Annotated in this window: 11 protein-coding genes and 3 pseudogenes; 8 read left to right on the top strand and 6 right to left on the bottom strand. The window is 33.5% G+C overall.

The window, feature by feature from the left end:
- Positions 1-46: 46 nt before the first annotated feature.
- Positions 47-613 (top strand): hypothetical protein, encoded by a 567-nt coding sequence (locus MHH37_RS11230; RefSeq protein ID WP_342573012.1) that lies wholly within the window; start codon positions 47-49, stop codon positions 611-613.
- Between the two features lie 213 nt (positions 614-826).
- On the opposite strand, the gene MHH37_RS11225 is transcribed toward MHH37_RS11230, so the two are convergent.
- The 3 genes and pseudogenes from MHH37_RS11225 to MHH37_RS11215 form a co-directional block, all read right to left on the bottom strand.
- On the bottom strand, positions 827-1,243 hold the full coding sequence (locus tag MHH37_RS11225; RefSeq protein WP_342573010.1) for an Rrf2 family transcriptional regulator: 417 nt from the start codon (positions 1,241-1,243) through the stop codon (positions 827-829).
- Between the two features lie 48 nt (positions 1,244-1,291).
- Entirely contained in the window at positions 1,292-1,921 is a 630-nt protein-coding gene (locus MHH37_RS11220) for an NAD(P)H-binding protein (RefSeq protein ID WP_342573008.1), read from the bottom strand.
- A gap of 209 nt (positions 1,922-2,130) precedes the next feature.
- A pseudogene (locus MHH37_RS11215) lies at positions 2,131-2,479 on the bottom strand (winged helix-turn-helix transcriptional regulator).
- 394 nt (positions 2,480-2,873) lie between these two features.
- On the opposite strand from MHH37_RS11215, the gene MHH37_RS11210 reads away from it, so the two are divergent.
- From MHH37_RS11210 to MHH37_RS11200, 3 genes are all read left to right on the top strand, one after another.
- Entirely contained in the window at positions 2,874-3,371 is a 498-nt protein-coding gene (locus MHH37_RS11210) for a hypothetical protein (RefSeq protein ID WP_342573006.1), read from the top strand.
- A 273-nt stretch (positions 3,372-3,644) separates the two neighbouring features.
- Positions 3,645-4,190, top strand: a complete 546-nt coding sequence (locus tag MHH37_RS11205; RefSeq protein WP_342573004.1) for an amino acid oxidase — start codon at positions 3,645-3,647, stop codon at positions 4,188-4,190.
- A 341-nt stretch (positions 4,191-4,531) separates the two neighbouring features.
- A complete protein-coding gene (locus MHH37_RS11200) occupies positions 4,532-5,551 on the top strand; it encodes a hypothetical protein (RefSeq protein WP_342573003.1) in 1,020 nt (339 codons plus the stop codon).
- Between the two features lie 207 nt (positions 5,552-5,758).
- Here MHH37_RS11200 and MHH37_RS11195 read toward each other — a convergent pair whose 3' ends face one another.
- On the bottom strand, positions 5,759-6,631 hold the full coding sequence (locus MHH37_RS11195; RefSeq protein ID WP_342573002.1) for an SDR family oxidoreductase: 873 nt from the start codon (positions 6,629-6,631) through the stop codon (positions 5,759-5,761).
- A 136-nt stretch (positions 6,632-6,767) separates the two neighbouring features.
- On the opposite strand from MHH37_RS11195, the gene MHH37_RS11190 reads away from it, so the two are divergent.
- Positions 6,768-7,115 (top strand): helix-turn-helix domain-containing protein, encoded by a 348-nt coding sequence (locus tag MHH37_RS11190; protein WP_087617773.1) that lies wholly within the window; start codon positions 6,768-6,770, stop codon positions 7,113-7,115.
- Positions 7,116-7,405: 290 nt separating this feature from the next.
- Here MHH37_RS11190 and MHH37_RS11185 read toward each other — a convergent pair.
- Together MHH37_RS11185 and MHH37_RS11180 are read right to left on the bottom strand one after the other, a co-directional pair.
- Positions 7,406-7,729 (bottom strand): annotated as a pseudogene (locus MHH37_RS11185) (transposase); the annotation flags it as partial.
- A 503-nt stretch (positions 7,730-8,232) separates the two neighbouring features.
- Complete coding sequence (locus tag MHH37_RS11180) at positions 8,233-9,087, bottom strand: effector binding domain-containing protein (RefSeq protein WP_342572999.1); 855 nt, start codon at positions 9,085-9,087, stop codon at positions 8,233-8,235.
- Between the two features lie 689 nt (positions 9,088-9,776).
- On the opposite strand from MHH37_RS11180, the pseudogene MHH37_RS11175 reads away from it, so the two are divergent.
- The 3 genes and pseudogenes from MHH37_RS11175 to nagA all read left to right on the top strand — a co-directional run.
- A pseudogene (locus MHH37_RS11175) lies at positions 9,777-9,922 on the top strand (tyrosine-type recombinase/integrase); the annotation flags it as partial.
- Between the two features lie 218 nt (positions 9,923-10,140).
- The gene (locus tag MHH37_RS11170) at positions 10,141-10,695 is read left to right on the top strand and encodes a GNAT family protein (RefSeq protein WP_342572998.1); all 555 of its coding nucleotides are present in this window, start codon (positions 10,141-10,143) and stop codon (positions 10,693-10,695) included.
- Positions 10,696-11,543: 848 nt separating this feature from the next.
- The gene (gene nagA / locus MHH37_RS11165) at positions 11,544-12,680 is read left to right on the top strand and encodes an N-acetylglucosamine-6-phosphate deacetylase (protein WP_342572997.1); all 1,137 of its coding nucleotides are present in this window, start codon (positions 11,544-11,546) and stop codon (positions 12,678-12,680) included.
- Positions 12,681-12,707 lie beyond the last annotated feature (27 nt).

The following is a 12,707-nucleotide window of genomic DNA, read 5'->3' as shown; positions in this document are numbered from 1 at the left end:
AACGAAAACTACAATGTTTAGTCTAATTTTAAAAGGGGGGGTGTTAGTGAAAAAACTGAGTTTAATTTTGTCTATAATCTTTTTATCAATTTGGTTATTAGGCTGCCAACAAATTGATGAAACGAAGGAACTCAACAATGAAGTTTCTAAAAATGTATCCAACTCTACAACGAAAAATATACCAGAAGATATGCCTGATGACTTTAATTTTTCTATTCAGTTCGGTGTTCAAAAAAAGAATGAAATAAATACTTTTGATGGAACTGTGACCAAAGATTTAATAGCAGATGGTACAGCTACTACAGAGTTAATCCTAACAGAAGAAGAGATGCAAAATGTTTTTAAGAAAATGAAAGAAATAAATATTGCCGAAACGAAGGAATTTACACCAAGATCTCTATTCGGAACGGTTTGTATGAAACAACCTTACGGAGAAGATGAGTGGAAAGTTACTATTAACGGTGAAACGATAACACATTTAATTTCAGGGGAATATTGTGAACCAACGAATGATGCAAAACAATTAATTGAGTTAAGAAATTATGTCTTTAATCTAATTAAAAGTAAGAGTGAATATAAATCACTCCCCGAGTCACTAGGCGGATATGAATAGGTTACAAACGAACTTCTACAATCGGGCGCTTCTCTTGAAAATTAAGAAAAGTGCTTTATTCAATTATAGGGCCATATTGTTGAATAACAATCAATTAGAAATGTTTCCAAACATGAACTGCACCTCAATTGTTAGCTGTGTCTAACAATTGAGGTGCAGTTCAACTTTAATTTGAGAACGTTATTTTGAATACAAACTAATAATTACAATTTATTAATTAGTTACTACTTTTTCCATAATATCATGAAGGGTTTTTTTCTTTAAATTACCCTCTAGTTCAACTTGGACAGTTTGAAATTCACTTTCAATAACTTTCACAATCGATTGTCCATACGTACATTGAGGATTTACTTTTTGATGCACGACAAATATCTCATTAGAAGGATCAACAGCTTTTAATATCTCATATAACGTGATGTCTTCGGGATTTTTAGCCAACATTAGCCCTTTTTTTATCGAGATAGATTTTAATAAACCTGCTTTTTTTAATGCACTAGACATACGACGTACAACTACTGGATTTGTCCCTATACTTTCGGAAACTATTTCGGAGTTTAACGTATCTTTCTCTGGTACACATTCCACAAACACTAATATATGGATACCAATTGCTAATCTTGTATTAATCACGTTTTTCCTTCCTCCCTCCCTATTTCTAGATAGACCATGAAGATGTTCTTATTTTTCTCCAACAACCGTAATCGCTGTACAGAGGTGTTTTTCACTTACGGCTTCGTCAATAATTGCCACAGCTAAATCTGCATAGCTAATATAACTTTCGCCTGCTGAATTAAAAATTAAATGGTCTTTTCCTACTTCATAATTACATGTCCTCTTACCTTCTGGATCAAAAAAGGCTGCTGGAGATACGTATGTCCACTTGATTGAAGAAGCTTTTAACTCTAAATAACTTTCGTATTGATTTTTTGAAGAAGGAATTAAAAACTCTGGGAATTCAGGTGTTTCAAATAGATGTGTTGTGCTTGTCTCGTCAACAAAAAGTCTCCCGGCACCACCAACGACCATTAAACGCGTTTTAACATCGTTAAAAATAGTAATTAAATGTTTCCCCATCACACGATATTGTTCAGCATCCGTTAATGGTGCTGCAAAAGTATTGATAATGACATCAAATGGTTTAATATCTTCCTTTGTTAATTCTAATATATTTTTATTAATCACCTGTACTGATTCTGTCAATTTTGATGGATCTCGTACAATTGCTGTAACGTCTAATCCTCTTTTAATGGCTTCCTGTGTAAGCTTTTGTCCAGCTTTACCCGTAGCACCTATGATACCAATTTTCATAATAGCTCTCCCTTATATATGTTCAAATAACTTATTTACTGTAACAATTATAGTTACAATAAGTCTTATTATAGTGACAGTACCGGATATTAGCAAGGATTTGTTATTTGCTCTGTTCGGTTATAGGCATTTAGTTAACAAAGCTTCCAAGGGGAACATACTGTGCATAAACATCCAAAACATAAAAAACTGCCGGTAAAGGCAGTTTTTTAATTGCTCGTTTTTTCAATCATCTTTTGTTGTTTATGTAATGTATGATTAGTTCCCCAATCATGCATCGCGTAAGATGGGTTCCAAACTCCGGCCATATTCAGTAATTGAATATTCCACTTTCGGAGGTACCTGTGGATAGACAACACGCTGTATAATATCCTCGTTTTCTAACTCGCGTAATTGATTCGTCAGCATTTTTTGCGTAATACTGGGCATTCTTCGTTTTAATTCACTGAATCTTTGAGTACCGTTCTTCAATAAATGCAATAAGATAATTGGTTTCCATTTCCCGACTAATATGCTTAAAGAATCTGCTACACGACATGATTCTGGTTCTAAATTCATCATAGTTCCCCCCTTTAGTATCATTTTGTATACTATACCACTTTAAAGTACGTACTTTTTAAAATGATTATTATAAGTAATAATAACCAATAGCAAGTGCATTGCTTTTAGAAACGGCTGCAGCCACTTGCTGTTTAGGAATACTTCTTCCCATCATCGTTCGAACATAATTGGAATAATACGAATGAAATTCATTAACAGCTTTTTCCGCAGTCTTACCAATATCGCGTTTTTCCGTTATAGGGCCATTTAATTGAATAACACTCCAAAAAAAAAAATTGATATTAATGTTAAAGTACAGATAAAAAATAAACTTAAATTAACAGACTACTAGGGTAGAATATTTTGTAACTTTATTTTGAAAATGTCGACTAATTTAAAAGGGAGGCATATTATGAATACATTAATTCGAATGGGATTTTCATTAATGATGTTATTCACATTATTAGGGTGTAGTAATGTCGAAGAAGAAGATACATCTAAAAGTACAAGTAATAATAATATAATCACAAAGTCAAATAATGGGGAAAAACCACCCGCTATAAAATTAAAAATTGGCGAAGACGAGATTAAAACTTACCGAGGAACTTATAGTTGGAGTTATTTTGATAAAAGTACAGGGCAAGGAGTAACTGTGGAGGCAGATCATGCTCCTCCAACCGAGATGGTAAATATCGAACAAGGTGTTAGAGTTAATCTAGCCGAAACTGTAAAATTAGATTTTGAAAAAGAACCAACTCAATCTGAAATAAGAGTCTGGGACAATAATAATGTGATTGCAACGTATAATACATTTGAAGAAATAAAAGAAAAAGGGAAATATATATTTGAAATAGTAGGAACATGGGAAGGTAGTACCGCTACTTATGTAACTGCATTAGATATTCAATAAGAATTAGATAATGCTCAACTCTTATCTCAGAATTAACCATTAATATTAGACTTAGTTATTCAATTAAAGGGCGCGATTCTTCAATAAGAAGATCGCGTTTTTCCGTTATAGGGCCATATTGTAGAACAACTTTTTGTTATTCTGTTAATAAAAGGAATTGTATATTAAAATGAATATAGTAAATAGAACAACTGGAAGGAACCGTACATTTAAATTTCTGATGTACAGTAGTTTTCTTTAAATATTAGTACTGTTAAAAAGGAGAAAGTAATTATGAAGAAATGGCTTATTGCATTTGTTTTACTTTTTTGCATTACAGGATGTAAAAACATACAAACATTAGAAATACCTTATGAAAGACAAGAATTAAAAATTGCAATTATAGGTGATACTCCAGATATTCAAAATAAAAATATTACATTCGAACACATTTCTTTAGACGAGTTAAATAATAAAGTTAACATTTTATCTAGTGAATTTAATGCTATTATGATTACCCCAAGTATGTTTGTGGATGCTTCACAAGATCAATTTTCAGAGGCATATCATAATGTAGAAATACCGATTGTATTTTGGAATTCTAGTAAAGCACACTATCCCTTTGTAAATAACAAAATTAACTATCTAAATGAAAATGAAGTTTCTCTAAATAATATTCCACATTCTATGGACGGTATTGAACAGACACATTCAACTATATTTTTATATGATATTGAGACAGAAAAAGAAAGTGTTTGGTTTTTTCATTTGAATGAACCGAATGAATTGAAAAAGTTATATTCTGAAATATTCAATAAAATTGAAGAGGTCACTATATAATTATTTATCCACGTAACGTACTAGAATTGTATAAATAATATTATCTATGTTAACACAATTATCAACTTCGGATAACTTATTTTAAAGTTCTACTTATAGGAAATGAACAATACGAATTAACAAGGTCTTGAAGCTTTATTTCAATAATAATCTTCAACAATCGGGTGCGATTCTTCAATAAGAAGATCGCGTTTTTCCGTTATAGGGCCATATTGTGGAGTAAAGTAATCACATATTTATCCATAACTTAATCGTAATAGTGATGAATTAGACTTAAACTAAAGAGGCAGGATAATTGGATAAGGTTTGGATAGAATACCTCTAAAAAGAGGGTTAGAAAAATGAAAAAAGTAGTTTTTGTTGTCTTAATATTATTAATTTCAGTAGGTACTATTGAGAAATTATCTGCTCGTTCATTACAATCAGCTGAAAAAACATTAGAAGTCAGTAAACACCAAGAATTATCAATAAAACAAGCTATTGAATTAGCATATCCATCAGCATTGAAATGGAATGAAAATGCTCAATTATTAGTTGCAATCAATATAGATTTAGATAAGCCTGGGAAGGGAATTGGAGCAAACGGTAAAAGGAAAAATTGGAATATTTCGTTTGGAGTGCCAGACACTAATAAGTATTTTTTAGTAACCATCCATAATGGAAAAATTGATGGACTAAATGATTTGACAACAGAAGGTACATCTCCCTATCCCAAAAAGGAGTTTGTAGGAGTTGCTGATATTAAATACGATTCACCTGAATTACTAAAAAAAGCATTAGAAATGGGCAGTATTTATCCAGGTAAAGACTGGGCAAAAGGTTACAATTTTATGCTGCGAAAAGACACAGTGACAAATATCTCCCTAATGTTAGTAATAGGTTGGAATAGCAATCAGACAGAAATGAAAGCAGTTGGCTTTAATGTAACAACAGGAGAATATATTCCGCCAAAAAATTTGTTAGGAATTTTGATGTATTCTCAAATAGCATTTGCTGAAACAGATGAGGGAGTACCATTTTTGATTAGCAATGGGAAATGTCCTGACTCGCAAAATTTGGAGCCTGTGAGTTCAGATAAAGGTCTTCTAAATGCATTGAACACAATTATACCCGAGGTTTATAAAAATCAAAATTACAAAGGATGGAAAGTAGAAACCATAGCGCATCTTTCAGAGTCACCACATCCAGATGCTTATTATGCAATGGCTAAAAATTATTGCGGAGAAGAAATAGCTAATAATTCTTGGTTTGTAGAAGTTTTATTTCCACAATACTTACCAGCATACGATGCTTCACATAGGCAAATATTTGTTACTAAAAACAAACAGGGGCAATGGTTTGCTTGGTTTAGATTTCATTAATGCCTATTAAACAATCGGGCCAGATTGTTGAACAACATTATGGAGCTTGTGAATATATGTACTTAATCTAATAGGCTGGTTTGTTTAAGAAACAGTAAGGTGGATACAGATAAGAATTACTAGGGTATTATATCTATCCCGCTTTTTTGTTAAATGTAATAAAAAAGACCGACCCTATTTATAATAAACAAGATCGGTTCAGATTAATTATTTCTTTTGGGTAATTCCATTTACAATTTGAAAAAGTGCCTCTTTGAGTGGCTTAGCTGGACGACCAAGAACTTTCTCGAAATCATTACTCTCAAAGTCCAGAGTACTTTCTCGTATGCTTTTTTGAATATCAACAAGTATAGAAATTACAAAATCTGGTATGTCTGCATTTTTCATAATACTAGCATAAGTTGAGTCATCAACATGTTGCACAGATACTTCTTTGTCTAGTACGCTGCCAAGAACAGATACAAATTCCTCCTGAGTTAATGATTTACCGGAAAGCTCGTAAATTGTATTTTCATGTCCTTTACCAGAAAGTACCGTTGCCGCAGCTTCTGCATAGTCTTGTTGTATTGCCCAGCCTACCTTGCCGTTTCCTGCTGATGTTACCCAAGGAGCTCCTGCTAAGACACCTTGAATGCTAGGGATTTCATTCTCCAAGTACCAGTTATTGCGTAAGAAGGAGTAAGAAATGCCTGTTTTCAAAATTGCTTGTTCAGTTGCCTTATGAGTTGGAGCGAATAAATTTTTACTTTCCTGTGCATTTGTTACGCTGGTATACGCAATGAAATTAACTCCAGCACGCACTGCAGCAGCTACTGCATTGGCATGCTGACGGATTCTTGTTTCATTATCTCCATCTGCAGAAATAATTAATAAACGATCGATACCTGCAAAAGCAGTATCTAATGTTTCTGGATGATCAAAATCTCCTTGACGAACTTCTATGCCACGAGTACGTAATTGTTCTCCTTTTTCTGGATTTCGTACACTAACAGCCAGCTGGTTAGCTGGTACAGTTTTCAATAATGTCTCTACAACTTTGGTGCCAAATTTTCCTGTTGCTCCTGTTACTAATAATTTCATGATTTATCTCCCCAATCTTTTTGTTTAATTTTTAAGCACAATCTAATATTATAGAAAGAGGTACTTTTTTAAAAGTAGTCACTTTTTTATTACATAGTCACAAAAATAGTACTATCAAGAAAGAGAGGTATTTGTCATGGCTCGAAGTTGGTTCGACGGTGAACCGCCGGAGGAACAAATAGAGATTTGTCCGGTTACACAAACTCAAAACATCATTGCAGGAAAATGGAAAATAATTATTCTGTGGCATTTAAGCATAAAGACAAGAAGATTTAATGAACTTCAAAGGTTGTTACCTAATATTTCAAAAGGAATACTGACGCGTCAGCTTAGAGAATTGGAAGATGACCAAATGGTTCACAGAGAAGTATATAAAGAAGTTCCTCCTAAAGTAGAATACTCGTTAACACCTTTGGGGCAGAGTTTTATTCCTATACTTAATAGTATGGGCGATTGGAGTAAAAAACATTTAAAGAGTAAATAAAAAGCTAATCCATCATAAAATAACTATAAGATTAAAGCATAAAAGGTACTTATAAAAATTTTAGTTATACTTTTATGAATCATCTTCAACAATCGGGCGCGATTTTTCAATAAGAAGATCGCGTTTTTTCCTTTATAGGGCCAGATTGTGGAGCAACATTTTTTAAGTAAGGTGAACCGTATTTATAATAAAGTCACATAATACAATTCATTCAATGTTTTATGTGACTTTATTTTGTATGAGATTAATCATCTAATTTACTTTCATAGTGAATTTCAATAATTTCCTTCTGCATCAACGATATCTGTTTTTACCTTTCGTAAACTAGAACTTTTCGTCTTATAAGAGATGAGTGGATTTACGATAATGATTAAATAACCTTTGTCCTCAAAATATTGAACAACTGGTGTGTGATAATGGCCTGTAGACTCCATAACTAGGGGAGGGCGCTCTCCTGAAATATCTTCTACTTCTTTAATAAAATCTAATAAACTAGCTAACCCATCAAGATTATGTTTTACTTTAAAGCTTTTCTTGTAGGGCTTCTTTCTTTCCAAATAAGCTTGAACCTGACTTTCACCTTTAGCTACATCCAGGCCAATGACTGGATTCATTATAATTCCTCCTTCAAAATGATAATTGCAGGTAACCCCTAAATCCTCTTTGTAGTGTCATAGCTTCGCTTGTTATACGAGATCACTGTCCCAACCAGCCTCAAACATGTTTCTACAAGTAGGGGGTGAACTGTTTTGCGGACGAGGTCTTAGCCCCACGGGCGCGAACGTTCTACCCCGGCTACCGTTATCATATATCGATATAAAAAATGGTCAACCAGAAATATTTTCTGGCTGACCTAATAATACGATCGGGCGCGATTGTTGCATAAGCTACTTTTATCTTAAAAGCTCTCAATTTGATAAATGTTTTTCAAAATGATGCTTTTGTTCTGTCATTAAATCAATGTTTGGAGCACCATCTTAATCAATTTTCTTTACAAAGCAACAACTTAAAGAGTTCAAACATATTTGATATATAAAATATGTTTGAACTCTTTAAGCCTCTTTTCAAAAATCCCACTAGTCGTTTTGGCATCGATTAATGGGACATCTATTTTAAATTATTTTAATGGAACCCAAATTTCTGAATAGCAATCTGGACTGAATGGATCATCTTCTGTATACATTTCGAACTCTGATGTACCTGCATGTTGATATCCGTTAGCAGGGAACCATTCAGAAAAAATTTGTTTCCAAACTTTTGTCATTGCATCAGGCATTGGACCATGTACTTCAAAAACACCCCATTTAGAAGCTGGAAGTTCGATTACTTCAAATCCTTCTTTAACGTCACCTGTATAGTCTGTAGCAACCCAATAGTCAATTTTCTCATTAGGTTTTGCTACACATATACCAAGAACTCCTTTAATTTGTCCATTATTAATTTGTGCTAGCTTGTCAGTAGTACCATCACCATTTAATTCATCCCACATTTTAGGAATACCGATTAAATTGCCATTATTCTCAAGTAAAAATTCTTTTTTTACACCTATTGCTTGGAAGCCTTCACGTTCTACGATTTGATATTTCATTGGTTCTGCCCCTCTCAATCTCACCTCTATTACAAGGCGGTTATATGATTTGATCTTTCCAATATTTTTCCTGACGTCACTTGGTGAAACCTCATGCTGACGCCTAAAGGCTTTTGAAAAAGCCTCGGGAGTGTCATAGCCGTACTTAAATGCAAGGTCGATAATCTTATTGTCTGTTCTTTTTAACTCGTCTGCTGCCAAAGTCAATCTTCTTCGCCGAATATATTCACCTACTGAAATCTCTGTTAATAATCCAAATGTTCGTTGAAAATTGAATGCAGAAGAGTTTGCTTCATTTGCAATGTCCACTATCGAAATTTCTTTTAATAAATTTTCTTCGATATAGTTAATTGCTTTTTGTAAAGATTCTAACCAAGCTGACATACTTTTTCCTCCTTAATTAAATAGTAAAATTTTTTCACTTTAAATACCTGTCTTTAAATGCTCTGTTCTGTCAGGATTTATTTCTATAAATAATTTTATCGTTTAATTCACCAAAATAAATCATAAAAGTTATATTGAAATTAATTTTTTAAGTAATGTGTAAAAACAATCTACTAGCTTTTGACTGGTGGGCAATACTTACGAGTGAGATTGTTAAATAGTGTACTAAAACTATCAGAGTAAGTTAGTTGAACAAGGGAAATCTAAATCGCTTGGAGAAATAGGATAGAAAAGAAGGGGATGAAAATAAGGGGAAAATATGTAGATTGGGGACGAAAGAATGAAAAGGACAGTAATTGGAGGTTTTATAATGTTAGGGGGATTATTTACTACATTAACTATAATTGTGGTGGCATCAATATATATTCCCAGCATGACTAGTTGGTCTGGTTCACAGTTGTAGTATGCAATTTTTGGGGGAAAGCAATATGGAAATGAAGTTGTTCAAAGTTTATTCCTAGGGTTCCCATTTGTTGTAGGATTGTTGTTGTCAATTTTGGGGCTAGTAATACTAGTAATGGAGTATTTTGACAAGTCCTTTTTTTAGTGAGTTTTTTACTAACGGAGTGCTTTAGCTGAATAACGATGTTCAACAATCGGGCGCATTCCTGGAAAAAGGGAAGGCCCTTTTACGACACAGCTATGCAACACATATGATTAATAACGGTGCGCCAATCGATAACATCCAAAGTTTACTTGGCATGAAAAGAGTGAGACGACAAAGATATATGCTCAATTAAGCGGAAAACTAAGACAGGAATATTACAGTAAATAATTTTGAAAATAAAGTATAAACAGATTTAAGACACGCATGTTTAAAAGTGCGTGTCTTTACTGTTATAGGGCCAGATTGTTGAGGAAACAGTTGAAAAATATATATGTTAAAATATTTGAAAGGATGTACTAAGATGAATGCGAAATATTAACCTTAATTGGGGTCATTTCCGCTACCATCGGAGTTAATTAATAAAGCGAAATTTAGAGGTGGTTAAAATGGAGAATCAGGTTGTTTTATTTCATTCATTAGAGGGTGAAAAAATCTACTTCAAAGAATTAAGGATAGAGGATGCACAAGAGATACATCATTATGCGTCAGATCAAGAGGTTTCACGATTTATTGGCTGGAATTTGATGAGTACTTCGGAGGAAACTTCTCAATTCATAGAAATAATGTTACAACGTGAGTCGGCAGGAACTCATTTATATTCCTCCATTGTTGAAAAATTAACTCAAGCAATTATTGGAACAGCCATAATTTTCAACTTTGACCAAGAAGCAAACCAAGCTGAAATTGGTTATGTGTTGCATAAACATCATTGGGGTAAGGGGTATGGCACAGAGATTGTGGCATTGATGAGTGATTTTGCATTTAAATCACTTAATCTTCATAAGCTCCATGCTATAGTAGTGCATGCCAATATTGGCTCTGCACGGATACTTGAAAAGAATGGGTATGAATTAGAAGGACGATTAAAAGACCACTATTTTATAGAGGATAAGTATTATGATGCATTACTTTTCGGAAAAATAACTAACCCGGAAACTTAAAATTCATGTACACACCTATTACCAAATGCAGATAATGACATTGCAGACATTTTTCACAATGCCATCCAAAATAACACTAAATAATTGGAAAAAATCCTGCGGACAAATTGCGGACAAATCCAAAAATTCAATAGTAAGGTATAAAGTCTCCTAAAAAGAAAAAGCCTGTAAACGTTGATATAACAACGTTTACGGGCACTTGAAATGATGGTCTCGACAAGTCTCGAACTTGCGACCCCCACCTTGTCGAATTTATCTGGCTAAATAAACCGAGTTAAACTGAATTCAATTAAGTTAAAAAAGTTTGATTTAAAAAGGTTTTTGTAACAGGCAAAATCAAAACTGTTAATAAAATCAGCACAAAAAAATAATTCTGCGGACAAATTGCGGACAAAAGAGTAAACAAGTGGTTTGTATTACTCTTTTTTTGTTTTTCTGTATTATCTGTATTAAAAGTCTTTTGTCTGGATAGGTAGGGGGTCTGGAGGACAATTAATCTCTTATAAAGTATTACACAAGAAAATAAATGAGTATGTCCAATATTATATTAATGTTCGTATTAAACAAAAACTGGCCGGCATGAGTCCGGTAAATTACCGAAAACATGCCAGTCAATTAGCTGCATAATAAAAACTATTTCTTCATGTTTTATTGATATTGGGGAAATACAAACCGATAAAAGCTTAACACCATTTAATGAATGTATTTTCTCATTGATTTTAGTAGATGCAAAATGAAAATATATTTCATTTCCAATATTTATGCTATTCTTGTTAGAAATAACTATTATTTATACTAACCTACCTTTTTAAAATAGTTAGGAGCGAATAAAACGAGAGAAAGCGAGCGTGAACACTTTGTCCATTGTTCTAAAAAATATTACGATATGGAACCCTAATGAAGAGCCTAAGAGAGTTGATTTATATATTAAAAACGGAAAGATTGTTCATAGATTTCTGGCAAATGATAGAACTTGGAGTATTAATGGGGAATCTTTTATCGCAATGCCTGGTTTTGTTGACTTACATATCCATGGAGCGATGGGCGGGGATGTAATGGATGCTACACAAGAAGCACTCCAAACCATTTCAGAAGCGCTTGTAAAAGAAGGAACGACTGCATTTTTGGCAACTACAATGACACAGTCACCAGAAAATATTGAGAAGGCATTATTAAATGCTACAACATTTACTAGCAGTTACAGTCAAATGATTGGCATCCATCTAGAGGGCCCCTTTGTAAATAAATTACGAGCAGGCGCACAGCCAGCACAATATATCCAAAATCCTAATATAGAGATTTTTTTAAAATGGGTGAAAGTAAGTAAAAATTTAATTAAGTATGTCACGATTGCTCCAGAGCTGGTGTACGATCATTTCATTGAAGAAGCAAACAGGCTAGAGATTATTGTAAGTGCAGGTCACACAGACGCGACGAGCATACAATTAAAACAAGCCCAGCAAAAAGGTTTACAATCAGTTACCCATTTATATAATCAGATGAAGCCATTCCACCATCGGGAAATTGGAGCGATTGGGGAAGCTTTATTAAATGATGAATTATACTGTGAACTCATCGCAGACTTTGTACATAGTAGTAATGAAGCTGTTCGATTTGCATTTAAAAACAAAGGGGCCGATCGTCTGCTGCTAATAACTGACGCAATGCGGGCAAAAGGACTTTCTGCAGGGAAATATGACCTTGGCGGACAGCAAGTAACGGTTGATGAAGATGCACGTCTGGAAGATGGTACATTGGCAGGCTCGATTTTAAAAATGAATATAGCTGTTAAAAATATGGCGCTACTTGGAATCTGTTCACCACAGGATTTAGTCAAAATGTCCAGTTATAATGCCAATCGACTATTAAAAAGAGAAGGTTATGGCGAAATTCAAATCGGAAATCATGCAGATATTGTCATTTTAGATGAGCAATTAAATGTCCTCTATACAATCGTAAGCGGGGAGGTTGTTTATCAAGCTTAAAAAGGACATACTTCGCAACTCACTTGA

Source organism: Solibacillus sp. FSL K6-1781 (assembly GCF_038630735.1).
GTDB lineage: Bacteria > Bacillota > Bacilli > Bacillales_A > Planococcaceae > Solibacillus > Solibacillus silvestris.
This window is presented reverse-complemented; position numbering and strand designations above follow the sequence as displayed.

Bases quoted from the DNA above. Each gene is read 5' to 3' on its own strand.
- MHH37_RS11180 (WP_342572999.1), bottom strand. From the start codon at position 9,087: ATGTCAGCTTGGTTAGAATCTTTACAAAAAGCAATTAACTATATCGAA.
- MHH37_RS11205 (WP_342573004.1), top strand. From the start codon at position 3,645: ATGAAGAAATGGCTTATTGCATTTGTTTTACTTTTTTGCATTACAGGA.
- MHH37_RS11200 (WP_342573003.1), top strand. From the start codon at position 4,532: ATGAAAAAAGTAGTTTTTGTTGTCTTAATATTATTAATTTCAGTAGGT.
- MHH37_RS11190 (WP_087617773.1), top strand. From the start codon at position 6,768: ATGGCTCGAAGTTGGTTCGACGGTGAACCGCCGGAGGAACAAATAGAG.
- MHH37_RS11210 (WP_342573006.1), top strand. From the start codon at position 2,874: ATGAATACATTAATTCGAATGGGATTTTCATTAATGATGTTATTCACA.
- MHH37_RS11170 (WP_342572998.1), top strand. From the start codon at position 10,141: ATGGAGAATCAGGTTGTTTTATTTCATTCATTAGAGGGTGAAAAAATC.
- MHH37_RS11220 (WP_342573008.1), bottom strand. From the start codon at position 1,921: ATGAAAATTGGTATCATAGGTGCTACGGGTAAAGCTGGACAAAAGCTT.
- MHH37_RS11195 (WP_342573002.1), bottom strand. From the start codon at position 6,631: ATGAAATTATTAGTAACAGGAGCAACAGGAAAATTTGGCACCAAAGTT.